Below are 22,764 nucleotides of genomic sequence, written 5' to 3'. Positions count from 1 at the left end.
CCGTTCTCTTTGCGGGGTACTACCGGGTCCTAGCGGACGGCCGGGAGCTCCTCGTTCTGCGGCAGCGCGGCGGCCGGGGCCTCCGCGAGGGACTTCGCCGCGGCCGGGGCCGGCGGCACCGGGGCGGCGTGCGGGCCGCACTTCACGTCCTGGGCGTCGACCTTGCCGGTGAGCAGGTAGGCGTCCACGCGGGTGTTGATGCAGGGGTTTATCAGGCTGGTGACGCCGTGCGAGCCGGCGTTCTGCTCGGTGATCAGGCGCGAGCCCGCCAGGCGGCGGTGCAGCTCGACGGCGCCCTGGTAGGGGGTGGCCGCGTCACGCTCGGACTGGACGATCAGGACCGGGGCGATGCCGCGCTTGGCACCGACCTCGATCGGGGTGCTCTGCTTGGACTTCCAGGTCGCGCAGGGCAGGTTCATCCACGCGTTCGACCAGGTCAGGAACGGGTACTTCTTGTGCAGCTCGGTGTTGTCCCGGTCCCACTTGGCCCAGCTGGTGGGCCACTTGGCGTCGGCGCACTCCACCGCGGTGTACACGGCGTTGGAGTTCTCCGAAGCGGCGTTGCCCTTGGTGTCGGACATGTCCGGGGCGATGGCCTCGATCAGCGGCTTCTCGTCACCGGCGGCCCAGGCGCTGAACGCCTGCGCGACCGGGACCCACGAGGAGTCGTAGTACGGGGCGCCCTGGAAGAAGCCGATCAGCTCGGCCGGGCCGACCACGCCGCCGAGCGGGTTGGCCTTGGCCTTGCCGCGCAGCTCCTGGTACTTGGCCTCGACCTTGGCGCGGGTGTCGCCGAGGTGGAAGACCGCGTCGTTCTTGGCGACCCAGTCCTGCCAGTCGTTCCAGCGCATCTGGAAGGCGACGTCCTGCTCCAGGTTGGCCTGGTACCAGATGTTGTCCTGGGCCGGGTTGACGACGCTGTCGACGATCATGCGGCGCACGTGGGACGGGAAGAGGGTCGCGTAGACCCCGCCCAGGTAGGTGCCGTAGGAGACGCCGAGGTAGTTCAGCTTCTGCTCGCCGAGGGCGGCCCGGATGACGTCCAGGTCGCGCGCGGTGTTCGGCGTGGTCATGTGCGGCAGCATCTCGCCGCTGCGCTCCTTGCAGCCGTCCGCGTACTCGGCGGCGAGCTTGCGCTGGGCGCGCTTGTCGGCCTCGTTGGAGGGGACCGGGTCGGCCTTGGGGGCCTTCACGAACTCCTGCGGGTCGATGCAGGAGATGGGCGCGGAGTGGCCGACGCCGCGGGGGTCGAAGCCCACGAAGTCGTACGCCTTGGAGGTGTTGACCCACAGCGGGCTCTTGGTGGTGACCCGGCGCGGGAAGCGCATGCCGGAACCGCCCGGGCCGCCCGGGTTGTAGACGAGGGCGCCCTGGCGCTCCTCCTTGGTGCCGGTGCTGACGGCGCGGTCGACGGCGAGCTCGATGGTCTTGCCGAAGGGCTTGGTGTAGTCGAGCGGAACCTTGACCCAGCCGCACTGGATCGGCTTCTCGAAGCCCCAGTCGGCAGGACAGTCCTTCCAGTCGATGCCGGCGCGCGCGGCGCGGGCGGCGGCGATCTGGACGCCGATCGCCTCGGCACCGCCGTTGTCCCGGCCGGCCGGAGCGGCCGAGGCCGGCGGCGCGAGCAGCAGGCCCGCTGCCAGCGCGCCGGTGATGAGGGTGGCGGCGCTCCCCAGCGTCGCGTTGCGTATCACGTGGTTGATCCCCCTGGTGATGTGCCGCCCGGAGCGGCGGGTTTGGGTCAGGTGGATCCTTTCGTCTGACCGGTACCCGGCAACAGAGCACGGTCGAGTTCTTTGCCAACCCGATAACCGGAAACGTGTGTACCGCTGAGCGGTGTCCCATTGCCCCGCTTCTGTCCCCCCGTCACCAGCCGTACGTGCGCAGCGCCGCGTCGAGCACCTCGCGCAGCCGCAGCGCGTCCGGCGCGAGGGCCGTGACGAGTACGGCGGGTCCGGCCAGCGGGGTGGCCGCCGCGAACTCCCCCAGCACGGCGGCCGGCGGCGGGTCCTGCTCGAAGCGCGGGTCGACCACGAGGAGCTGGCCGAGGGCGCGGTGGCCGGCCGTGACGGCCGGTCCGTCCCAGCCGCCCGGTGCGCCGGGGCCGCAGGACAGCTCCTGGTCCAGCAGGGGCCGGCCGTCCCGGGTGACCGTGAGCCGGCTGCGCAGCAGGCCGGGGGCCTCGGCGCTGCGTCCCAGCACCTGTTCCTCGCGCAGCAGGAGGCGGGCGGTGGGGGCCAGTTCGGCGCGGGTGGTGGCGCGCAGGTCGCTGCCGCGCACGGAGACGAGCGGCTCCGGCAGCCAGCGCACCGCCGCCCGGTCGGCGAGCTCCAGCCGTACGTCGTACCGCGCGGGCGCTGCGGTGCGGCCGGGCAGGGCCAGGGTGGCGGCCGCCGAGCGCAGGGCCAGGCGGGCGCCGGGTCCCGCCTCGGCCTCCACCGCGAGGCGGTCGCCGCCGAGGGGGGCGCTCATCGCGCCGACCAGCATCACTCCCGCCTCGGCGCCCTCGCCCCGGGTGCGGCGCAGGGCGAGCGGCCCCTCCCCGGCCAGCAGCGGCAGGACGGTGCCGCCGCGGCCGTCGGCGGCGGCGCGGATGCGGGCGGTGGCACGGACGGAGGCCGGGTGGGGAGCAGCGGGGGCTGCGCTGGTCACCGTACGGCCCACGCGGCGATCCGGCCGCGCACCCAGTCGGCCACCGGGGCGACGCCGTCGGCGCCGCGCAGGGACTGGAAGGCGACGGGCAGGTCGCCGCGCTGGGCGGCGGCGTCGCGGGCCATGCGGTCCAGGTCGGAGCCGACGTGCGGGGCGAGGTCGGTCTTGTTGACGACGAGGAGGTCGGAGGTGGTGACGCCGGGGCCGCCCTTGCGGGGGATGTCGTCGCCCCCGGCCACGTCGATGACGAAGATCTGGGCGTCGACCAGGCCGCGGGAGAAGGTGGCGGTCAGGTTGTCGCCGCCGGATTCTACGAGGATCAGGTCGAGGGGGGCGCTGTCCCGGAAGGCCTCCTCCAGTTCCTCCACCGCCTCCAGGTTGGCGGAGATGTCGTCGCGGATGGCGGTGTGCGGGCAGGCGCCGGTCTCCACGGCGCTGATCCGCTCGGGGGGCAGCACCGCTTCGCGCAGCAGGAACTCGGCGTCCTCGCGGGTGTAGATGTCGTTGGTGACGACGGCCATGGACAGTTCGGCGCGCAGGGCGCGGCAGAGGGCGGCGACGGTGGCGGTCTTGCCGGAGCCGACGGGGCCGCCGAGGCCCACGCGCAGGGCGCGGCGGGTGCCGTCGGCGCGCAGCGGGGCGGCGCCGTGGGTGTGGCGGTGGGGGTACGTGGTGTCGTGGTCGAGGTGCACGGCGGGTCTCCTTGGGGAAGGTGGTCGGGGCACTCAGGAGGCGAAGAGGCGTACCGCCCAGTCGGCATGCACCTCGGCCGCGATCTCCAGCAGTGGTGAGGAGGCCGCGGGCAGGGCGTCCGCGCCCTCGGTGCGGGCGAGCAGGGCCGCCTCGGCCGCCCGGGCGGCGACGGCGTCGAGCTCGGGGGTGAGGCGGGCGAGTACGCCGCTCGCCTCGAAGGGGTCGAGGCCGAGCAGCCGTACCGTCGCCGTGGCCGGCCCGCTGACGCTCTCGTACGCCGCCACGTGCGCGGCGTCCAGGGCCCCGAGCCCGGCGGCCCGGGCGGCGAGGCCCAGCACCACGGGCTGGTGGGCCCCGCGCGGGAAGGCGGCCGCCAGTGCGTCGAGTTCGGCGGCGGGCCAGGTGGCGCGGGCGGCCCGCAGCAGCTGCCGGCCGAGCCGCCGCGCGGCGGCGCGCAGCGCGGGCGAGGGGGTGCGGGCGTCGGCGGCGGCGTCGAGTTCCGCCGGGTCGAGCCCGAGGGCGGCGGCCGCGGCGAGCCCGGCGGCGGTGAGCCCGGCGGTGTGCAGGCGTCCCCGGCAGAACTGGGCCAGGGTGGCGGCGTCGTGGATGCGGCCGGCCTTGCAGGCGGCTTCCGCCCCGCCGGAGTGGGCGTGCCCGCCGGCGGGGAAGCGGCCGTCCGCGAGTACGAGCAGCGCGGCGAGGCTCATCGGCGGTCGCCCATCAGAAGAGGAAGTATCTCTGCGCCATGGGCAGTTCGGCCGCGGGTGCCGGCTCCACCGCCTCGCCGTCGATGGTGACGGTGAAGGTGTCGGGGTCGACCTCCACCCTCGGCATGGCGTCGTTGTTGCGCATGTCCGACTTGCCGAGCTTGCGGGTGTTCTCGATGGCCGTGAACTTCTTGCCGAGGCCGAGGCGTTCGGGGAGGCCGTCGTCGAGGGCGGACTGCGAGGTGAAGTTGAGGGAGTTGAGGGCGGGAGCGCGTCCGATGGCGCCGTACATGGGCCGGGGCAGGATCGGCTGCGGGGTGGGGATGGAGGCGTTGGCGTCGCCCATCTGCGCGTACGCGATCTGGCCGCCCTTGACGACCAGTTCTGGCTTGACCCCGAAGAAGGCGGGGGTCCACAGCACCAGGTCGGCGAGCTTGCCGACCTCGACGGAGCCGATCTCCCTGGCCAGGCCCTGGGCCACGGCCGGGTTGATCGTGTACTTGGCGACGTAGCGGCGGGCGCGCTGGTTGTCGGCCGGGCCGTCGCCGGGCAGGAAGCCGCGCCGCTGCTTCATCACGTGGGCGGTCTGCCAGGTGCGCAGCACGACCTCGCCGACGCGGCCCATGGCCTGGGAGTCGGAGGAGATGATGGAGATGGCCCCGAGGTCGTGGAGGACGTCCTCGGCGGCGATGGTGGAGGGCCGGATCCGGGACTCGGCGAAGGCGAGGTCCTCGGGGACGGCCGGGTTGAGGTGGTGGCAGACCATCAGCATGTCGAGGTGTTCCTCGACGGTGTTGAGGGTGTGCGGGCGGGTGGGGTTGGTTGAGCTGGGCAGGACGTTGGGCTCGGAGACCACGGTGATGATGTCGGGTGCGTGGCCGCCGCCCGCGCCCTCGGTGTGGTACGAGTGGATGGTCCGCCCGGCGATGGCCGCGAGGGTGTCGGCGACGAAGCCGGCCTCGTTGAGGGTGTCGGTGTGGATGGCGACCTGGGCGCCGGTCTCGTCGGCGACGCTCAGGCAGGCGTCGATGGCGGCGGGGGTGGCTCCCCAGTCCTCGTGGATCTTGAATCCGAGTGCTCCGCCGCGCAGCTGGGAGAGCATGCCCTCGCGGGACGTCGTGTTGCCCTTGCCGAGCAGGCCGATGTTGACGGGGTAGGCCTCCAGGGCGGCGAACATCCGGGCCAGGTGCCAGGGTCCGGGGGTGACGGTGGTGGCCTTGGAGCCCTCGGCGGGGCCGGTGCCGCCGCCGACGAGGGTGGTGATGCCGGAGGCGAGGGCCTCGTCGACGACGGTCGGGGAGATGAAGTGCACGTGGGCGTCGATGGCGCCGGCGGTGACGATCTTCCCGTTGCCCGCGATGATCTCGGTCTCGGGGCCGATGACGAGTGCGGGGTCGACGCCGTCCATGGTGTCGGGGTTGCCGGCCTTGCCGATGCCGCAGATGCGCCCGCCCGCGATGCCGATGTCGGCCTTGACGATGCCCCAGTGGTCGAGGACGACCACGCCGGTGATGACGGTGTCGGGGGCGCCCTCGGCGCGGGTGGTGCGGGCCTGTCCCATGGACTCGCGGATGACCTTGCCGCCGCCGAAGACCGCCTCGTCGCCGGAGTTGCCGGGGCCGCCGCTGAGGTCCCGTTCGATCTCGACGAAGAGGGCGGTGTCGGCGAGCCGGATCCGGTCACCGGCGGTCGGCCCGAACAGGTCGGTGTAGGCCTGGCGGGAGAGTTCAGCCATCGAGCGGCCCTCCGGTCTCGCCGCGCAGTCCGGGCACGGTGCGCAGTCCGCCGATCGGTACGAGTTCCACGGCGACGGGGATGCCCGGCTCGAAGCGGACGGCGGTGCCGGCGGCGATGTTCAGGCGCAGGCCGTGCGCGGCCCGCCGGTCGAAGTCGAGGCCGGGGTTGGCCTCGGCGAAGTGGTAGTGGGAGCCGACCTGTACGGGCCGGTCGGCGGCGTTGAGGACGGTGAGGCGGGTGACGGGGCGGCCTTGGTTGAGGCGCACCGGCCCGTCCCCGTGGACGATCTCGCCGGGGATCATGCTGCGGTTCCCCCTCAGACGATCGGGTCGTGGACGGTGACCAGCTTGGTTCCGTCGGGGAAGGTCGCCTCGACCTGGACGTCGTGGATCATCTCGGGGATGCCCTCCATGACCTCCGCCCGGGTGAGCACGGTGCGGCCGGACGCCATCAGCTCGGCGACGGTCCGCCCGTCCCGGGCGCCTTCGAGGAGGTGCGAGGTGATGAGGGCGACCGCCTCGGGGTGGTTGAGGAGCACCCCGCGCGTCCTGCGCTTCTCGGCCACGTCCGCGGCCACGTGGATCAGGAGTCTCTCTTGTTCATGTGGTGTCAATTGCACCTGTATCACCAAGCTTCCGGGACATGTTCTTCGTCGCGCCGGAGCGACCGTACCGGCCGTCAACACTTTGTTGACCTGCGCTTATCCGTGCCAAGCGTCTCTTGCCCAACGCAGGGCGAGCCTTTCCGCCCCCATCACCGGCGCTTTACCGGGCCGTGGGTGATCATTGGCGGAGGGGCGAGGAACATACCGTAGGGCGCGTATTTTTCCGCCGAGTTAACCCACGTTTCGGGAAGGCACTCGGTTCGGGTCCGCCCCGGTCCCGGCGGGGCGGTTCGTATACGGCTCGCGGGCAGCGGGCTCAACAGCCCCTGAGGGTGCGCGCGGAGGCGTCGGCGGGCCAGGGCAGGGCGATCCACACCGTCTTGCCGCCGTCCTCGGTGGGGCTGACCGAGAGCCGGCCGCCGGCCTCGGCCGCCAGCCAGCGGATGATGACCATCCCGCGGCCGTTGTCCTGCTGGACGGCGGCGGGGAGCCGCTTGGGCCAGCGCGGATGGCTGTCGGTCACCCCGACGCGCAGCCATTCCTCGCGTTCGAGGCGGACGTCGACGGTGAAGGTGGGCGACTGGCCGAAGGTGTGCTGCACCGAGTTGGTCGCGAGTTCCGAGACGATCAGCCGGACGGTGTCGGCGGTGCCCGCGTCCTCGGGCAGTCCCCAGTCGCTCAGTACCTGCGCCACGTAGCGGCGGGCGGCGGCCACCGACACCGGATCGCTCGGCAGAGTGACGGATGCTTCCAGCTGATCTGCCATGGCGACGTCCCTTTCCCACCGGGACGGAGCCGCCCCGGATCTACGCTGAGCGCCAGAGTGCCACCCATCGTGCCGCCGTTTCCGCCGTTCCCCCAAGATATGCATATATCTGTCGCTCAATGCGGTGAACTCTGCTACGGAAGAGCGTATTTGGACGGCAGACTGGTGCGAGGTGTGCCGGTGGAAGGAGTGCGGGTATGCAGCACGGTCCCGCGGTACGTCGGCGCAAACTCGGCGAGGAGCTGCGCGCGCTGCGCGACCGCTCCGGACTCACCAGCGGCGAGGTGGCCCGCATCGTCGGCTGGCACCAGTCGAAGGTCAGCCGGATCGAGACGGGCCGCAGCGGTGTGAAGACGGAGGACATCCGGCTGCTGCTGGACGCCTACGGGGACGTGGTGAGCGCCCAGCAGCGCGCCCTGCTGGAGGCCCTCGGGGCCTCGGCGGCCGGTCCGGCGGCGAGCGGGGACGCGGCGCGCGGGCGGCAGTGGTGGCACGACTACCGGGGTCTGCTCCCGCAGGAGTACCGGGACTTCATCAGCCTGGAGGCCGGGGCCCGGGCGGCGCGGACCGTCGAGCTGTCGGTGGTGCCGGGCCTGCTCCAGACCCCGGACTACGCGCGGGCCGTGACCCGCGCCGCGCTGGGCGGGCTGCCGGAGCCGAAGGTGGACGCGCTGGTCGACGTACGGCTGGCCCGGCAGGCGGTGCTGCGGTCCGATCCGCCGCTGGAGCTGAGCGCCGTGCTGGACGAGGCGGTCCTGCGCCGGCAGATCGGCGGGCGGGGGGTCATGGAGGAGCAGCTGAGGCATCTGGTGGAGGTGGCGCGGCTGCCCCAAGTGCGGCTCCAGGTGCTGCCGTTCACCGTGGGGGGTCATCTCGGCCTGACCGGACCGTTCGTAATTTTCTCATTTCCGAACATCGCCGATCTGGATGTGGTGGTGCTCGACCATTTGACGAGTAGCCTCTATCTGGAGCGGAAGGAAGACCTAGAGGCGTACAGCGCCGCGTTCCGCACCATCCAGGCGCACGCCCTCCCGCCCCGTGACTCGTCGGATCTCATCAGCTCTATCGCTGACGACGCGTAAGGAGGCACCCCCGTGTCCGCAACCCCCTTATCCACCAGCGGACTTCTGAACAGCGCGCGGTGGCGGCGGAGCAGCCGCAGCACCGGAATGAACAACTGCGTGGAAGCGGCCGCCCTGACCGGCGGCCTGCTGGCCGTCCGCGACTCCAAGCGGACGGACGGCCCGGCCGTGCTCTTCACCGGGCCGGCCTGGGACGGCTTCCTCGCCTCGGTAAGGGCGGACGTGCGCGTGTGACGTGACGCCTAGCGGTCCGTGGCTCCGGCCGGAGCGGTCCGCAGGACCGTGGCGACGGCCCGGCTGATCTCGTCCCCCGTGAGATCCGCCCGAGCCGTCAGCCGCAGCCGGGAGATGCCGTCCGGCACCGACGGCGGACGGAAGCACCCCACGGACAGACCTGCCTCGCGGCAGTCGGCGGCCCAGCGCAGTGCCGCCGGAGCCGACGGGGCCCGAACCGACACCACGGCCGCGTCCGGCCGGGCCGCGGTCAGGCCGGACGCGGTGAGCCGCCCGTACAGCTCGGCGGCCACCTCCCGGACCCGGGCCGCGCGCTCCGGTTCCCGGCCCAGCAGGCGCAGGCCCGCCAGTGCCGCCCCGGCGGCGGCCGGGGCCAGCCCGGTGTCGAAGATGAAGGCACGGGCCGTGTTGACCAGGTGCCGGATGACCTTGGCCGGCCCCAGCACCGCGCCGCCCTGGCTGCCCAGCGACTTCGAGAGGGTCATCGTGGCGACCACCCCCGGCGCGCCCGCGAGCCCGGCGGCGTGCAGCGCGCCGCGGCCGCCCTCGCCCAGCACCCCCAGCCCGTGCGCGTCGTCCACGACCAGCGCGGCACCCTCGGCCCGGCAGGCGGCGTGGTAGTCGGCGAGCGGGGCGGCGTCCCCGTCGACGGAGAACACCGAGTCCGTCACCAGCAGGGCGCGCCCCTCGTGCCCGGCGAGGGTCTTGCGGGCGGTCTCCGCATCGCCGTGCGGGGTGACCGCGACCTCGGCGCGTGAGAGCCGGCAGCCGTCGACGATCGAGGCGTGGTTCCCGGCGTCGGAGACCACGAGCGTGCCCCGTCCGCTGAGCGCGGTCACCGCGGCCAGGTTCGCGGCATATCCGGACGAAAGCACCAGAGCCGCCTCGAAGCCCGCGAACGCCGCGAGCTCCCGCTCCAGTTCGGCGTGGAGTTCGGTCGAGCCCGTGACCAGGCGCGACCCGGTGGCGCCGGCGCCCCAGCGCTCGGCCGCCTCGCAGGCGCCGCGGACGGTCTCCGGGTGCCGGGACAGGCCCAGGTAGTCGTTGCTCGCCAGGTCCAGCAGGGGCGAGGAGGCGGGCCTCGGACGCAGGGTCCGCACCAGCCCCGCCTGCTCGCGGACGCGCTCCGCGCCGTCGATCCAGGCGAAGACGTCCTCGGGATGCGGGGTGTGCTGGGTCATCGGCGGTCCTCGCGTCGCGTCTCGCGATGTGTCTCGCGTTTTGTCGGCAGTCGACAGATCTGCTCGACCCTATCCGCCGTGACCCGCGCGACTGGTGTGGCGATCCACACACTCCCTTCCGGCCATGTTGTCCGTTCTCTCCTTGGCCGGGAGTGGTCGCGTGGGACAGGATCGGGCGCATGGACCTGCTGAACACCCTGGTGGAAAAGGGACTGCGGCGCGAGCTGCCGACCCGCGAGGAGGCGCTCGCCGTACTGGCGACCTCCGACGACGAACTGCTCGACGTGGTGACCGCTGCCGGCAAGGTGCGCCGTCAGTGGTTCGGGCGCCGCGTCAAGCTGAACTACCTGGTCAACCTGAAGTCGGGGCTCTGTCCCGAGGACTGCTCGTACTGCTCCCAGCGCCTGGGGTCGAAGGCCGAGATCCTCAAGTACACGTGGCTGAAGCCCGAGGAGGCCTCCCAGGCCGCCGCGGCCGGCGTCGCCGGCGGCGCCAAGCGGGTCTGCCTCGTGGCCAGCGGACGCGGTCCGACCGACCGCGACGTGGCCCGCGTCGGCGAGACGATCGCCGCCATCAAGGAGCAGAACGAGGGCGTCGAGGTCTGCGCCTGTCTGGGCCTGCTCGCCGAGGGCCAGGCCGAGAAGCTCCGCGAGGCGGGTGCGGATGCCTACAACCACAACCTCAACACGTCCGAGGCCACGTACGGCCAGATCACCAAGACGCACACCTACGCGGACCGGGTCGACACGGTACAGAAGGCGCACGCGGCGGGCCTGTCGGCCTGCTCCGGCCTGATCGCCGGCATGGGCGAGAGCGACGAGGACCTGGTCGACGTCGTCTACTCGCTGCGCGAGCTGGACTCCGACTCCGTCCCGGTCAACTTCCTGATCCCCTTCGAGGGCACCCCGCTGGCCAAGGAGTGGAACCTCACCCCGCAGCGCTGCCTGCGGATCCTCGCCATGGTCCGCTTCGTCTGCCCCGACGTGGAGGTCCGGATCGCCGGCGGCCGCGAGGTGCACCTGCGCTCGATGCAGCCGCTCGCGCTGCACATCGCCAACTCCATCTTCCTCGGCGACTACCTCACCAGTGAGGGCCAGGCCGGCCAGGCCGACCTCGACATGATCGCGGACGCCGGTTTCGAGGTGGAGGGCGCCGGTACGACCACCCTGCCCGCGCACCGCGCCGACGTCGCGGCCGCCGCCCCCGCGGGCGGCATGTGCGGGTCCTCGGCCGGCGGCTGCGGGCCGGCGGACGGCGCACAGGCCCCCGGCTGCGGCTCGGCCTGCGGCGGCTGCTCCGGACACGCCGAGGAAGCGCCGGTGCCCGCCCAGGCGGAGGCCGGAGAGGTGCGCCCGGACCTGGTGGCGGTACGCCGCCGCGGCGCGGGGACGGACATCGCCCCCAATGCGTGACCAGTTCCCGCTGCACGACCCGCTCGACCCCTCGTCGGACACGGCGGACCTGCTCGCCCTGGACCGGCAGCACGTCTGGCACCCGTACGGCCCGATGCCCGGGCGGCAGGAGACCCTGGTGGTCTCCTCCGCCTCGGGGGTCCGGCTGCGGCTCGCCTCCCCGGCCCAGGGGCGGGAGGAGCTGGTCGACGGCATGTCCTCCTGGTGGTCGGCGATCCACGGCTACAACCACCCGGTGCTGAACGAGGCCGCGACCTCGCAGCTGGGCCGGATGTCACACGTGATGTTCGGCGGGCTCACCCACGAGCCCGCCGTCCGGCTGGCCGCCCGGCTGGTGGAGATCACCCCCGCCGGTCTGGAGCACGTCTTCCTCTCCGACTCCGGGTCGGTGTCCGTCGAGGTCGCCGTCAAGATGTGCCTCCAGTACTGGCGTTCGCTGGGCCGCACCGGCAAGACCCGGCTGCTGACCTGGCGCGGCGGCTACCACGGCGACACCTGGCAGCCGATGGCCGTGTGCGACCCCGACGGCGGCATGCACGAGCTGTGGCAGGGCCACCTGCCCCGGCAGCTCTTCGCCGACGCCCCGCCCGGGGACTTCGACACCCCCGTGGACCCGGCGTACACGGACCACCTGCGCTCGCTGGTCGCCGCGCACGCCGACGAGCTGGCCGCGGTGATCGTGGAGCCGGTCGTACAGGGCGCGGGCGGCATGCGCTTCCACCACCCGGGCTACCTGCGGGTGCTGCGCGAGCTGTGCGACGAGTACGGGGTCCTGCTGATCCTGGACGAGATCGCGACGGGCTTCGGCCGCACGGGCGCGCTGTTCGCCGCCGACCACGCGGGCATCACCCCGGACGTGATGTGCCTGGGCAAGTCCCTGACCGGCGGCTACCTCACCCTCGCGGCCACCCTCTGCACCGAACGGGTCGCCGACGGGATCTCGCAGGGCGAGGTGCCCGTCCTGGCGCACGGGCCGACCTTCATGGGCAACCCGCTCGCCACGGCCGTGGCCCTGGCCTCCGTCGACCTGCTGCTCGGCCAGGACTGGGCCGGCGAGGTCAAGCGGATCGAGGCGGGCCTGCGCGAGGGCCTCGCCGGGGCCGGCGCCCTGCCCGGGGTCAAGGACGTACGCGTACTCGGGGCCATCGGCGTGATCCAGCTCGACCACCCGGTCGACGTGTGGGCGGCCACCCGGGCGGCGGTCCGCGAGGGCGTCTGGCTGCGCCCGTTCCGCGACCTGATCTACACCATGCCCCCGTTCGTCACCGGCGACGCCGATGTGGCCCGGATCTGCCGCGCGGCCGTCGCTGCGGCGCAGGAAGGCTGAGATGTCCGTAGTCGTCGTGTCCGGTACCGGCACGGAGATCGGCAAGACGGTGGTCACCGCGGCCATCGCGACCGCCGCCCTGGCCGCCGGGCGTTCGGTCGCGGTGCTCAAGCCCGCCCAGACCGGGGTCGGCCCGGACGAGCCCGGGGACACCGCCGAGGTCGTGCGGCTCGCCGGCCCGGCCGTGACCGCGCTGGAACTGGCCCGCTACCCCGAGCCCCTGGCCCCGGACACCGCCGCGCGGCGCTCCGGGCTGGCGACGCTGACCCCGGAGCGGATCGCGGAGGCGGCCGCACGGCTCGACGCCGAGCACGACCTGGTGCTCGTGGAGGGCGCGGGCGGGCTGCTCGTGCGCTTCGACGAGGAGGGCCACACCCTGGCGGACGCGGCGCGGCTGATGGCGGCGCCGGTGCTGGTGGTTGCCCCCGCGGGGCTGGGCACGCTGAACACCACCGATCTGACGGCGGAGGCCCTCGCGGCCCGGTCCGTCAGCGCGCTCGGGGTGGTGGTCGGCAGCTGGCCGGCCGCGCCCGACCTGGCCTCCCGGTGCAACCTCGCCGACCTCCCGAAGTCCGGGATCCCGCTGCTGGGGGCCGTGCCGGAGGGGGCCGGCGGGCTGGAGCCCGCCGCCTTCCGCGCGGCCGCGCCGGGGTGGCTGGGGGCCCCGCTGGACGGCACCTGGTCGGCGGAGTCCTTCCTCGCCGAGTGGCCCGCCTGATGTGACGCTGCGCCGGGGAGCCGGTGGCGGGGGCGGTGCCGGGGGGGCGGTGGCCGCGTCAGTGGCCCCCCGCCGGCTCCTTGCAGCCGCCCTCCAGGTACACGCCGTGCGCCTCGACGCGGGCCGGGGCCGGGGCCGGGGAGGCGGCCGCGCTGGTGCCCGCCGCCGCCCGCCCCGATACGCAGGGGCCGGTGCCGGGCAGCATCAGCGCGAAGCCGGGTCCCTGGGCGGCGTTCCCCTCGTACACGTCACCGCTGCCGACGGGGTAGCCCAGGCCGCGCAGCAGCGCGGTCAGTTCGGCGGGGTTCGCCGCCGGTGCGGCGGCCAGCTCCGCCCTGATCCGGGCTGCGTGGGCCTCCCCCCGGCAGCGGGCGGCCGGGCTCAGCTCCACCTGCTGCCGGTACGCGTGGTTCTCGGCGTACTTGCGCGACTCGGGATCCGTCGGCGTGCCCCCGGTGGCGGCGGCCGTCGGCGAAGCCGAGGCGGTGGCGCAGCGCGCGGCCACCTCCGCGCCGAACGCGGCGTTCGGGTCGGCTGCGGGCGCCCCGGCCGACGGTGCCGGCGCCGGGGCGGACTCGCAGCCGGCGAGCAGGAACGCCGCGGCGGCGAGCAGCGCGGCGGCCGCGCCCCGTACAGGGGCCTCACGGGATGTCAAGGTTGCGCTCTCCTCCTGTGCGCGGCCCCAAGTGCGGTGGCCGGAGTGCCGATTATGGCCTCCGCCGCACGGGCGGAGGCGGTTTCGGGGCGGGCCCCGGTGGGGAACAGCCCCGCTGGGGCCTGTCCGGCGGATCAGGGTCGGAAAGGCCGCGGTGTCCCGTGCGCGGCGAGGTGCCGTGCCCGGGGGCACCTACTCCCAGCGGTAGCCGGGGGAACACCGCGACCCCGGCCGTGATCCGCCGGACAGGCCCTGGGCACGCGCAGCCGTGTCGTCCGTCCGCCGCCCGTCCGCGCCCGGAGGCCCGTCATGCCCAGCCCCGTCCCCGATCCGGTCCACCACCCGTACTTCGCCCGGTTCTACGCCCGCGCCAGCACCGCCGCCGAAACCCACGCCGGTATCGGCGCCCTGCGCCGGGAACTCCTGGCGGGGGTGTCCGGGCGGGTCGTCGAGATCGGCGCGGGCAACGGCCTGAACTTCGCGTACTACCCGGCAGCCGTCTCCGAGGTCGTCGCCATCGAGCCGGAGCGCACCCTGCGCCGGCTCGCGGCGCAGGCCGCACTGCGCGCCGACGTCCCGGTGGACCTCGTACCGGGTGTCGCCGAGGCGCTGCCGGTCAAGAGCGAGGCCTTCGACGTCGCGGTCGCCTCGCTGGTGCTGTGCACCGTGCGCAACCTGCCGCGCGCCCTCGCCGAACTGCACCGGGTGCTCCGGCCCGGCGCCGAGCTGCGGTTCCTGGAGCACGGGCTGGCTCCCGGCCCGGGGATGGCCGGCGTCCAGCGGGCGCTCGACCGGACGGTGTGGCCCCGCCTGTTCGGCGGCTGCCACACCGCGCGCGACCCGCTCGCGGCGATCGAGGCGGCCGGCTTCCGGATCGCCTCGCACCGCTCCTTCCGCCTGCCCGAGCGCGGTCCGGCACTGCCCACCTCGTACTGCGTCATCGGTTCGGCCCGCCGTCTGGACGACTGAACCGCCGGGGCGTTCCCGTACCCCTTCCGGCGGACTGGCAGTCAGCCGCGCCCGGCAGGCACCACAATCGAGCCGGGTCGCGCGGTCCGGGGCGGCCCGGGGGCGTGTCAGGAGCGGAGCGGAGGGCGAGCGTGGCGCACGAGGCGCAGCCGGGACGGCTGGTCAACGACCGTTACCGGCTGGTCCGGATCCTCGGGTCCGGGGGAATGGGCCGGGTGTGGGAGGCACACGACGTGCAGCTCGACACCGAGGTGGCGGTGAAGGAGCTGGTGCTGCCCCCGGGCCTGTCGGGCGCGGCCGCGTCGGACGTCCTGAAGCGGGCCCTGCGCGAGGCCCGCAACACGGCCAGACTGCGCCACCACCCGAACGTCGTGACGGTCCACGACGTCGTCCTCGTGGGCGGGGCGCCGTGGATCGTCATGGAGCTCGTCAGCGGCGCGACGCTGCAGGAACGGCTGCGGGTGGGCGGCCGGATGCCGGTGGAGGACGTGGCGGAGGTGGCCTCGGCGCTGCTGAATGCCCTCGGAGCTGCGCACGGGGAGGGCATCGTCCACCGCGACATCAAACCGGCCAACGTGATGCTGGCCGACGACGGCCGGATCCTCCTCGCCGACTTCGGGATCGCCCTCAACGAGGCCGAGGACGGCCTGACCAGAACGGGCATGATCATCGGTTCGATGGCGTACCTTGCGCCCGAGCGCGCTCGGGGCGAGAAGGGCGGTGCCCCGAGTGATCTGTTCTCCCTGGGGACGACGCTGTACGAGGCCGTCGAGGGCGTGTCGCCGTTCCGCAGGGAGAACCAGGTCGGCTCGCAGTACGCCGTCGTGAACGACTCGGCCCCGCCCCCGCGGCACGCGGGCCGCCTGGCGCCGCTGATCACGGGGCTGTTGGAGAAGGACCCGGACGCGCGCCTGACGGCGGCGCGGGCGTTGGAACTGCTCGCGCCGCCGTCTCCGGAGCCGGCCCCGTCCGAGCCGCCCGCCCCCGAGGCGTCGTCGGGGGAGCCCGCCGCGCCTGCGCTTTCGTTCCTCCCGGGCCGTCGGGCCGCCGCGGAGCCCGTAGCCCGGCGGGCCGGGTCGGCGCCCCCCGGACACGCGGACGGCCCGACCCGGCGGGCGGCGGCGCCACCGACGCCGCCGCGCAACACCGCGCGCCGCGCGGCCCTCTCCGCCGTCGCGGCCCTCGTGGTCATCGGGACCGTGTTCGCCGGCTACCGGTGGACGCAGAGCCAGTACTACGTGGGCGCCAACGACGGGCACGTCGCGGTGTACCGGGGCATCAGCCAGAAGCTGGCCTCCATGGACCTGTCGGAGGTGGAGACCGATCATCCCGAGATCGAGCTGCAGTACCTGCCGTCGTACCGTCGCCGGCAGGTCGAGTCGACGATCGTGGCGACCAGCCTGGAGGACGCCCGGGCCCGCGCGGCCGAACTCGCCCTCCAGGCCTCCGCCTGCGCGAAGAACGCCGGACAGAACGGGGAGGACTCCGTCCTCTCGGAGGAGGAGCAGGCCCTCACGGCCCAATGCGGCACGTGAGCGCCCCGGCTCGCGCGGGTCGGCGAGGGCGGGATGGACACCGTCCACCTCTCCCGCTGAAGACGATCCGCCGCGAGTACGCGAACGGCCCCGGCTTCCGCGGCCGCTTCGAGCAGGAGGTGCGGTCGGCGCAGCAGGCGCGCGGCTACCACCTCGTAGCCGTGGTGGACCACGACACGAAGGGCGAGCAGCCCTGGCCCGCCACCGCCTACGTGCCGGGCCTGCCGCTGGACGAGGCCCTGGACGCCCACGGTCCGCTGCCGCTGACCGCCGCCCTCCAGGTCGTGGCGTGCGCGGCGCGGGCCCTGGAGGCGGTCCACGCCGCGGGGATCGTCCACCGGGACCTGAAGCCGGGGAACATCATGCCGGCGGCGGACGGGCCGTGGGTGATCGACTTCGGGATCGCGCGGGACGCCCCGGTTCATGTCGCCCGAGCAGGGCACGGGCGGGGACATCACCCCGGCCAGCGACGTGTTCGTCCTGGGCCTGATCGCCGCCGTGGGGCGACCGGGCGCCACCCGTACGGCGAGGGCGGGGCGCTGACCGTGGCGAAGCAGATCGCCAACACGGCCGTACGTCCGCCGGACCTCTCGGGGTACCCGGACCGGCTGCGGCCGCTGCTGGAGGGCGCGCTCGCGGCGGATCCCGCCGAACGCCCCGCTCCGGGAGGGCTGGTGGAGCTGTGCGAGCGGCTGGCCGGGCGCGCCGCCGGCGAGGTCGAGGGCTGGCTGCCCGAACCCTGGGCCGGCGCGGTCGCGGCGCGGCGGGCGGAGCTCGACCGCGTCCCGGAGGCGGGTCCGGCGCCCGGGTACGCCCCGACGTACGTACCCACGCAGGCGGGCGGGACGTCGCCGCACACCGCGCCGCCGCAGGTCCCGCCGGCCCCGCCCGCCGCTCCCCCGCTGCCGTCCGCCCCGTACGGGAACCGGACGCGGCTGCTCGGCGCGGCGGCCGCGGCGGCCGCGGCGGTGGAGCTCGGTCGTCACGGTCGACCTTTACACCCCGAAGGTGGTGCCCCCTAGGGCGCGACCTTGCCGATGCCTCCCGGGGCCTGCGCGGCGCGCCGGTCGATCTGCCACAGCTGGCCCTCGCGGTTGCTGACGTAGATCCAGCCGCCCTCCAGGGCGAGCCCCTCGCAGGTCCCCAGGCCGGAGGCCACCACCCGGTGCGCGCCGTCGGCGAGGGTGATCTCGTGGAGGAGGCCGTTGGCGTGGTCGATGGTGTAGGCCCTGCCGGCGCCGTCCAGTTCCACGCGGATGGTCCGCGCCCCGGCGGGGAGGGTGGCCACGACGCGCGGGGCGCCGCCGGCCAGGGGGATCTCGTACAGCTTGGCGCCGTTGTCCTTCTGTCCGACGTACGCGCTGCCCCTGCCGTCCAGGGCCACTCCGGCGATGCCCTGACCCAGGCCGGTGGCGATCGTGGTCTTGCGCCCGCCCGGCAGGTCGACCGCGATCAGCTGGCCGTCGGTCCAGTTGGTGACGTAGGCCCTGTTCGCCGCCGCGTCGAGCGCCACACCGTAGGCCCCCGGCACGTCGGCGATCTTGCGGGAGGTGCCGTCGGACAGGTTCACCGCGAGCAGGCGCCCGCCGGCCCAGTCCGTGGTGTAGGCGGTGCCCTGCCCGTCGGTCCCCACGTCGCCGACGTCGCCGAGGGCGCTCGCGGCCACGCGCTGGGCGCCGGTGTCGGCCTTCACCGCGGACAGCCTCAGGCCGCCCCGGTCGGCGACGTACACCGTGCCGCCCGCCGGGTCGACCGCGACGCCTTCGGAGGTGCCCAGCCCCGTCGCGACGAGGGTGTGGCTGCGCCTGTGGGCGATGAGCTTCGACAGGTCCTCCAGCTTGGGCATGTCCTCGTCGCTGATGCTCACCTTCGGCGGCCCGAACGCCTTCGTGGTGGACGAGGCCATGCCGGAGGCCGCTGCGGGGTCCTCGGTGACCTGGCGCTGTGCGGCGGCCGCGGCGCGGGTGCTCTGGAAGAGCGGCCCGAGGAAGCCCATGACGTCGAACGCCCCGTGTGCGGTCTGGCGTACGAGCCACGGGTCCCGCTCGCTCTCCAGCCGGCGCACCTCTTCCGAGACGCTCCCCGCCCCCGGGGTGTCGTTGCCGAGCTTCTGGCCGGCCTGGTCGGCGGAACCGGCCTGGTCCCCGCCGTTGTCGAAGATGTTCTTGAAGGACATGGTCTCTCCCCTAGAGCGGCTGCGGCTGCGTCTGGTAGTCGAGTACTTCCGGCTGGAACACCCGGTGTTCCCCGGCACGGACCGCGACCCTTTCGGCCGTCCCCTTCTGCATGAACCGCTTCCCCTCGTCGGCCAGGTCGAAGCGGCTGGAGTCGAGGGCGGCCTCGCCGAGCTTCCACGCGAGGACCTTGGAGTGCCTCGGCTCGGCGCCCTGCTTGGCCGTTTCCTTGACCTCGACCGGCTCGGGGTAGTGCAGGGCGACCCAGCCGCCGAAGGTGACGGGGAACTCGTAGTCGAACTGGCGGACCTCGCGCCGGGTCGTGGCCATCACGTCCGCCCGGCTGCTGATCTGGAAGCTCATCGTCGACACGTGCTTCCACTCGGTGGTCAGCGAACCGCTGACGGAGCCGGTGATCCCGAGCGCCAGCTCGCCCCACAGCTCCCCGGTGCCGGTGGCGGAGCTGGTGGCGGTGGTGTTGCTCGTCGCCTCCGTCTGCGTCTCGGTGTTGACGCCCTGGTTGTCCTTGCTGTTGAGCAGGGTGGTCTTCTGGTACTGCTTCATCTCCATGCTCTTCGCCAGCTGCTGCTGGAGCGATGCGATGGACTTGGCCCCGAAGGTGAGCTTCACCTCCCCCTGGAGCGACCAGCTGATCGTGTTCGAGATCGTGAACTCGACGGTGTCCGTCACGGTGATCACGATCGGGTCGGTGCCGTTGACGTACGTCTGCTTGGACACCATGTCGGGCGGCGGCTGCTGGATGTCGGCGCGCTCCTCGATGACGGGTACGCCGACGTTCATGAAGGCGCGCCAGCCGCGCTCCTGCGCCGTCTGCTCGTCCGCGGGGAACGTGCCGTAGCGCTCCTTGTTCAGGGAGAACCCGATCGGATCGAGCGGCTCGCCCCCTCCCTGGCGGTTGCGCCTGAAGACGCCGCGGCGCAGGTTGCGCTCCAGGATGCCGGCGGCCCTGGCGGCGATGTCGAGCTCCTGCTGGTTCTTCGTGGTCAGCGGGTGCCGCATGAACACGTCGTTGATGTAGGCCGTGCCCACGTCGTTCCTGGCGCTGCCTTGCCCCATACCCGTTTCCCCTCCCTGGGTTGATGATCGGTTACGCTACGCAACCGATCGAAGGGTGGACAGCGTGCAGAAGTCGCCACCCGGCGACAACCGGACAGAAGCCGCTGACCAGGCACTTGATCATGTCGGGGGCGGGGCGCGCGCCGGGGCCGGGCAGCCGTCCCGGGTGCGTCTTTGCATGATCCACTGAGGCCGGAGATCCCGGACGCGCCGCAGCGGCGGTCGTTCCGGGCGGGTGCGCCGCGTGTCCGGATCCATGAGCCCGGGGCTGCCTCGCCGTAGCCGGAGCGCCGCTTGCGGCCCGAATTGGCCCCCGGCCGCGCGTTCGGGGGGTTGCGGCCGGAGCCGGGGCCGGGGCCGGACGGGGCGTTCACTCCTCCGGCGGTCCGGGCTGCGCCGGATCAGCCCGTGAACGGCTTGACCCGGCGGGTCCAGATCGTCGGCGCGCCTGCCGCCCAGCGCCGCGAACCGCTCCTCGGGGCCGCCGGCAGCGCGGAGCCGATCCCCTGCCGGCGGTGGCCCGGGTGCACGGCGAGCCGGTACAGGTGGCAGCCCCAGCGCCAGCCGTCGAAGCAGCACGGCGGGCAGGGTCGGGGGCCGAGGCGGAGGTGATGTGAAGATCGTTCCTCCCGGGATCCCACGCCCCGCGCCCGCTCGCCCAAAAGGATGAGCCATTGCCTTTGCCTTTCCTTTACCATGTGCTCAACGGTTTTCCCCGATCCACGACGAAAGGTGTGAGCGTCCGCCCATGGGCGAGCCTCCCAGTCCCCGACATCCCGGTACGCGACATCGCGCGGCCCCCTCCCTCCTGACCGATCATGGGACGGAGGTGAACGACCGATGACCGAGGTAGTCCTGCTCATCGTGGCGCTGCTGCTCTGTCTCGCCTGCGGAGTGTTCGTCGCGGCCGAGTTCTCGCTGACGACCATCGAGCGCAGCGAGCTCGAACGGGCCGTCGAGCGGGGCGAGCGCGGGGCGGACAGCGCCCTGGCAGCGGTCCGCAGCCTCACCTTCCAGCTGTCCGGCGCCCAGCTCGGCATCACCGTGACCGGCCTGGTCATCGGAATGATCTCCAAGCCCTCGATCGCGGCCCTGCTCACGGGCCCGTTCCAGGACGTGGGCCTGTCGGCCGGCGCCGCGTCCTCCACCGCCCTGGTCCTCGGCACCGTCCTCTCGACGGTGGTCCTGATGGTCGTCGGCGAACTGGTCCCCAAGAACTGGGCGATCTCCTCGCCGCTGGCGATCGCCAAGCGCGTGGCGACCATGCAGCGGGTCTTCTCCCGAGCGTTCAAACCGCTGATCAGCCACTTGAACACCACCGCCAACCACATGGTCCGGCGCTTGGGCATGGAGCCCGCGGAGGAGCTGGCCTCCGCCCGCAGCCCGCAGGAGCTGGTGGCCCTGGCGCGGCACTCCGCCAAGGCGGGCGCGCTGGAGAAGGACACCGCCGAGCTGTTCGTGCGCACCCTGAACCTCGCCGACCTGATCGCGGAGAACGTGATGACCCCGCGCGTCCAGGTCACGGCCCTCGACGTGCACACCACCGCCGAGGACGTGGCCAACGCGACGATGGCCACCGGGCTGTCGCGCTTCCCCGTCTACCGGGGCAGCCTCGACACCGTGGTCGGCATCGTCCACATCAAGGACGTACTGGCCCTGCCCGCCACCGAGCGGCACCGCCACCCGGTGTCGCGGCTGCTGCGCGAGCCGCTCCTCGTACCGGAGTCGCTGACCGTGGACCGCCTGCTGGACCGGCTGTCCGGCAAGCAGACCATGGCCGTGGTGATCGACGAGTACGGGGGCACGGCCGGAGTGGCCACCCTGGAGGACATCGTCGAGGAGGTCGTCGGCGAGGTGCGTGACGAGCACGACCCGCACGAGACCCCCGACCTGGCCCCGGCCGGCACGGACGAGGCCGGCCGCACCCTGTACTCGGCCGACGGCGCCGCCCGTACCGATCAGCTCCGGCGGATCGGTCTGCGGGTGCCCGAGGGCCCGTACGAGACCCTTGCCGGGCTGATAGCCACCGAGCTGGGCCGGATCCCGGCCGTCGGCGACAGCCTGGAGCTGGACGGCTGGCGCCTGGACGTGGTCGACGCCAGTGGTCGCCGGGCCGCCCGCGTGCTCCTGCACGAGCCGGCCGGACCCGTCGGCGACGAGACCGCGGAGGAGACCCGATGACCGCGATCCAGCTGCTGATCGGCCTGGCGACGCTGGTCGTCAACGCCTTCTTCGTCGGGGCGGAGTTCGCGCTGATCTCGGTCCGGCGCAGCCAGATCGAGCCGTACGCCGAGCAGGGCGACCGCCGGGCCCGCGCGGTGCTGTGGGGCCTGGAGCACGTGTCGGCCCTGATGGCGGCGGCGCAGCTCGGCATCACCCTGTGCACCCTGGTGCTGGGCGTGGTCGCCGAGCCGGCCATCGCGCACCTGCTGAGCCCGCTGCTCGACGCGGTGGGGGTGCCGTCCGGGGTGACGCACGCGATCTCCTTCGTGGTCGCGCTGGGGCTGGCCACCTACCTGCACATGCTGTTCGGCGAGATGGTGCCGAAGAACGTGGCCCTGGCCGAGCCGGTGCGCACCGCGCTGGCGCTGGGGCCGCCGCTGGTCGCCCTGACCCGGGGGCTGAAGCCGGTGATCTTCGCGGTGAACACCTTCGCCAACGCCCTGCTGCGGCTGCTGCGGGTGGACGTGAAGGACGAGGTCGCGGCGACGTTCTCGGACGACGAGCTGGCCCGGATGGTCAAGGACTCCAGTGACGCGGGGCTCATCGACGACCGGGCGAGCGAGCGGCTGCACGACGCCCTCGAACTGGGCCGGCGCCCCGTCACCGACGTGGTGCTGCCCGTGCACCGGGTCGTCACGGCCGAGCAGGGCATCACCGCGGCCGCCCTGGAGGCCCTGTCCGCCGAGTCGGGGTACTCCCGCTTCCCGGTGGTCGACGCCCGGCAGCGGATCCTGGGGTACCTGCACGTCAAGGACGCCCTGGACGTGGTGGAGCGGGACGAGCCCTTCCCGCAGTCCGCGCTGCGCCCGATCGCGCAGGTGCGGGCGGACACCCCGCTGGACGACGTGCTGACCGCCATGCGGCGCAGCCGTACGCACCTGGCGGCGGTGCTCGGGACGGACGGGGCCCTCGCCGGACTGGTGACGATGGAGGACGTGCTGCGCGAGCTGTTCGGCCGTCCCGCCTCCGCCTGAGGCCGGGACGGGCGCCTGGGAAGAACGGCCTACCGCGCGGTAGC

22 protein-coding genes and 1 pseudogene are annotated in these 22,764 nt (G+C 73.6%); 10 read left to right on the top strand and 13 right to left on the bottom strand.

The features are described from left to right. Window positions 1-29 precede the first annotated feature (29 nt). From ACZ597_RS09205 to ACZ597_RS09170, 8 genes are all read right to left on the bottom strand, one after another. On the bottom strand, window positions 30-1,694 hold the full coding sequence (locus tag ACZ597_RS09205) for an alpha/beta hydrolase (RefSeq protein ID WP_471327062.1): 1,665 nt from the start codon (window positions 1,692-1,694) through the stop codon (window positions 30-32). A gap of 172 nt (window positions 1,695-1,866) precedes the next feature. After that, entirely contained in the window at window positions 1,867-2,664 is a 798-nt protein-coding gene (locus ACZ597_RS09200; protein WP_471327059.1) for an urease accessory protein UreD, read from the bottom strand. Then, the gene (ureG, locus tag ACZ597_RS09195; RefSeq protein ID WP_471327056.1) at window positions 2,649-3,344 is read right to left on the bottom strand and encodes an urease accessory protein UreG; all 696 of its coding nucleotides are present in this window, start codon (window positions 3,342-3,344) and stop codon (window positions 2,649-2,651) included. Before ureG ends, ACZ597_RS09200 begins: the two co-directional genes overlap by 16 nt. A gap of 33 nt (window positions 3,345-3,377) precedes the next feature. Beyond that, a complete protein-coding gene (locus ACZ597_RS09190; protein WP_471327053.1) occupies window positions 3,378-4,052 on the bottom strand; it encodes an urease accessory protein UreF in 675 nt (224 codons plus the stop codon). A gap of 13 nt (window positions 4,053-4,065) precedes the next feature. Further along, on the bottom strand, window positions 4,066-5,787 hold the full coding sequence (locus ACZ597_RS09185) for an urease subunit alpha (protein ID WP_471327051.1): 1,722 nt from the start codon (window positions 5,785-5,787) through the stop codon (window positions 4,066-4,068). Beyond that, complete coding sequence (locus ACZ597_RS09180; protein ID WP_471327049.1) at window positions 5,780-6,091, bottom strand: urease subunit beta; 312 nt, start codon at window positions 6,089-6,091, stop codon at window positions 5,780-5,782. Before ACZ597_RS09180 ends, ACZ597_RS09185 begins: the two co-directional genes overlap by 8 nt. Before the next feature lie 14 nt (window positions 6,092-6,105). Then, complete coding sequence (locus ACZ597_RS09175) at window positions 6,106-6,408, bottom strand: urease subunit gamma (protein ID WP_471327046.1); 303 nt, start codon at window positions 6,406-6,408, stop codon at window positions 6,106-6,108. A gap of 301 nt (window positions 6,409-6,709) precedes the next feature. Next, the gene (locus ACZ597_RS09170; protein ID WP_471281287.1) at window positions 6,710-7,159 is read right to left on the bottom strand and encodes an ATP-binding protein; all 450 of its coding nucleotides are present in this window, start codon (window positions 7,157-7,159) and stop codon (window positions 6,710-6,712) included. A gap of 197 nt (window positions 7,160-7,356) precedes the next feature. Here ACZ597_RS09170 and ACZ597_RS09165 point away from each other — a divergent pair, with 197 nt between their 5' ends. Next, window positions 7,357-8,241, top strand: a complete 885-nt coding sequence (locus ACZ597_RS09165; protein ID WP_471327043.1) for a helix-turn-helix domain-containing protein — start codon at window positions 7,357-7,359, stop codon at window positions 8,239-8,241. A 12-nt stretch (window positions 8,242-8,253) separates the two neighbouring features. Next, the gene (locus tag ACZ597_RS09160) at window positions 8,254-8,475 is read left to right on the top strand and encodes a DUF397 domain-containing protein (protein ID WP_405981808.1); all 222 of its coding nucleotides are present in this window, start codon (window positions 8,254-8,256) and stop codon (window positions 8,473-8,475) included. Between the two features lie 8 nt (window positions 8,476-8,483). Here the strand turns inward: ACZ597_RS09160 and ACZ597_RS09155 are convergent, their stop codons facing one another. Then, window positions 8,484-9,656, bottom strand: a complete 1,173-nt coding sequence (locus ACZ597_RS09155) for an 8-amino-7-oxononanoate synthase (protein ID WP_471327040.1) — start codon at window positions 9,654-9,656, stop codon at window positions 8,484-8,486. A gap of 179 nt (window positions 9,657-9,835) precedes the next feature. Between ACZ597_RS09155 and bioB the strand changes: the two genes are divergently transcribed. The 3 genes from bioB to bioD are packed head-to-tail and all read left to right on the top strand — an operon-like array spanning window position 9,836 to window position 13,113. Further along, window positions 9,836-11,068, top strand: coding sequence for a biotin synthase BioB (gene bioB / locus ACZ597_RS09150; RefSeq protein ID WP_471327037.1), 1,233 nt, complete (start codon window positions 9,836-9,838; stop codon window positions 11,066-11,068). After that, a complete protein-coding gene (locus ACZ597_RS09145; RefSeq protein WP_471327034.1) occupies window positions 11,061-12,395 on the top strand; it encodes an adenosylmethionine--8-amino-7-oxononanoate transaminase in 1,335 nt (444 codons plus the stop codon). The genes bioB and ACZ597_RS09145 overlap by 8 nt, the downstream gene beginning before the upstream one ends. Before the next feature lies 1 nt (window position 12,396). Next, a complete protein-coding gene (gene bioD / locus ACZ597_RS09140) occupies window positions 12,397-13,113 on the top strand; it encodes a dethiobiotin synthase (protein ID WP_471327031.1) in 717 nt (238 codons plus the stop codon). Window positions 13,114-13,171: 58 nt separating this feature from the next. On the opposite strand, the gene ACZ597_RS09135 is transcribed toward bioD, so the two are convergent. Continuing rightward, complete coding sequence (locus ACZ597_RS09135) at window positions 13,172-13,768, bottom strand: hypothetical protein (RefSeq protein ID WP_471327028.1); 597 nt, start codon at window positions 13,766-13,768, stop codon at window positions 13,172-13,174. Between the two features lie 309 nt (window positions 13,769-14,077). Between ACZ597_RS09135 and ACZ597_RS09130 the strand changes: the two genes are divergently transcribed. From ACZ597_RS09130 to ACZ597_RS09120, 3 genes are all read left to right on the top strand, one after another. Further along, window positions 14,078-14,737 (top strand): class I SAM-dependent methyltransferase, encoded by a 660-nt coding sequence (locus tag ACZ597_RS09130; RefSeq protein WP_471327025.1) that lies wholly within the window; start codon window positions 14,078-14,080, stop codon window positions 14,735-14,737. A gap of 131 nt (window positions 14,738-14,868) precedes the next feature. Beyond that, window positions 14,869-16,272, top strand: a complete 1,404-nt coding sequence (locus ACZ597_RS09125) for a serine/threonine-protein kinase (RefSeq protein WP_471327022.1) — start codon at window positions 14,869-14,871, stop codon at window positions 16,270-16,272. Further along, window positions 16,269-17,294: a protein kinase domain-containing protein gene (locus ACZ597_RS09120; RefSeq protein WP_471327020.1), complete on the top strand. Its 1,026-nt coding sequence runs from the start codon at window positions 16,269-16,271 to the stop codon at window positions 17,292-17,294. Before ACZ597_RS09125 ends, ACZ597_RS09120 begins: the two co-directional genes overlap by 4 nt. On the opposite strand, the gene ACZ597_RS09115 is transcribed toward ACZ597_RS09120, so the two are convergent. From ACZ597_RS09115 to ACZ597_RS09105, 3 genes and pseudogenes are all read right to left on the bottom strand, one after another. Beyond that, window positions 17,291-18,448: an NHL repeat-containing protein gene (locus ACZ597_RS09115; RefSeq protein ID WP_471327017.1), complete on the bottom strand. Its 1,158-nt coding sequence runs from the start codon at window positions 18,446-18,448 to the stop codon at window positions 17,291-17,293. The two genes, ACZ597_RS09120 and ACZ597_RS09115, sit on opposite strands and share 4 nt — an antisense overlap. 10 nt (window positions 18,449-18,458) lie before the next feature. Further along, window positions 18,459-19,523: a gluconolaconase gene (locus ACZ597_RS09110; protein WP_471327014.1), complete on the bottom strand. Its 1,065-nt coding sequence runs from the start codon at window positions 19,521-19,523 to the stop codon at window positions 18,459-18,461. A 438-nt stretch (window positions 19,524-19,961) separates the two neighbouring features. Beyond that, a pseudogene (locus tag ACZ597_RS09105) lies at window positions 19,962-20,095 on the bottom strand (GNAT family N-acetyltransferase); the annotation flags it as partial. A gap of 268 nt (window positions 20,096-20,363) precedes the next feature. On the opposite strand from ACZ597_RS09105, the gene ACZ597_RS09100 reads away from it, so the two are divergent. Together ACZ597_RS09100 and ACZ597_RS09095 are read left to right on the top strand one after the other, a co-directional pair. Continuing rightward, complete coding sequence (locus tag ACZ597_RS09100) at window positions 20,364-21,704, top strand: hemolysin family protein (RefSeq protein ID WP_471327011.1); 1,341 nt, start codon at window positions 20,364-20,366, stop codon at window positions 21,702-21,704. Further along, window positions 21,701-22,720 carry a hemolysin family protein gene (locus ACZ597_RS09095; protein WP_471327009.1) on the top strand — a complete coding sequence of 340 codons (1,020 nt, stop codon included), beginning with the start codon at window positions 21,701-21,703 and terminating at the stop codon, window positions 22,718-22,720. The genes ACZ597_RS09100 and ACZ597_RS09095 overlap by 4 nt, the downstream gene beginning before the upstream one ends. Window positions 22,721-22,764 lie beyond the last annotated feature (44 nt).

The organism is Streptomyces sp. NPDC040718, from assembly GCF_055593565.1.
Note: the sequence above shows the minus strand (reverse complement) of the source record. Positions and strands in the feature narration are given on the sequence as shown.

Excerpts from the sequence above, each read along its gene's own strand:
- ACZ597_RS09190 (WP_471327053.1), bottom strand. The coding sequence starts at position 4,052 with ATGAGCCTCGCCGCGCTGCTCGTACTCGCGGACGGCCGCTTCCCCGCC.
- ACZ597_RS09185 (WP_471327051.1), bottom strand. The coding sequence starts at position 5,787 with ATGGCTGAACTCTCCCGCCAGGCCTACACCGACCTGTTCGGGCCGACC.
- ACZ597_RS09180 (WP_471327049.1), bottom strand. The coding sequence starts at position 6,091 with ATGATCCCCGGCGAGATCGTCCACGGGGACGGGCCGGTGCGCCTCAAC.
- ACZ597_RS09170 (WP_471281287.1), bottom strand. The coding sequence starts at position 7,159 with ATGGCAGATCAGCTGGAAGCATCCGTCACTCTGCCGAGCGATCCGGTG.
- ACZ597_RS09165 (WP_471327043.1), top strand. The coding sequence starts at position 7,357 with ATGCAGCACGGTCCCGCGGTACGTCGGCGCAAACTCGGCGAGGAGCTG.
- ACZ597_RS09155 (WP_471327040.1), bottom strand. The coding sequence starts at position 9,656 with ATGACCCAGCACACCCCGCATCCCGAGGACGTCTTCGCCTGGATCGAC.
- bioB (WP_471327037.1), top strand. The coding sequence starts at position 9,836 with ATGGACCTGCTGAACACCCTGGTGGAAAAGGGACTGCGGCGCGAGCTG.
- ACZ597_RS09145 (WP_471327034.1), top strand. The coding sequence starts at position 11,061 with ATGCGTGACCAGTTCCCGCTGCACGACCCGCTCGACCCCTCGTCGGAC.
- bioD (WP_471327031.1), top strand. The coding sequence starts at position 12,397 with ATGTCCGTAGTCGTCGTGTCCGGTACCGGCACGGAGATCGGCAAGACG.
- ACZ597_RS09130 (WP_471327025.1), top strand. The coding sequence starts at position 14,078 with ATGCCCAGCCCCGTCCCCGATCCGGTCCACCACCCGTACTTCGCCCGG.
- ACZ597_RS09115 (WP_471327017.1), bottom strand. The coding sequence starts at position 18,448 with ATGTCCTTCAAGAACATCTTCGACAACGGCGGGGACCAGGCCGGTTCC.
- ACZ597_RS09110 (WP_471327014.1), bottom strand. The coding sequence starts at position 19,523 with ATGGGGCAAGGCAGCGCCAGGAACGACGTGGGCACGGCCTACATCAAC.
- ACZ597_RS09100 (WP_471327011.1), top strand. The coding sequence starts at position 20,364 with ATGACCGAGGTAGTCCTGCTCATCGTGGCGCTGCTGCTCTGTCTCGCC.
- ACZ597_RS09095 (WP_471327009.1), top strand. The coding sequence starts at position 21,701 with ATGACCGCGATCCAGCTGCTGATCGGCCTGGCGACGCTGGTCGTCAAC.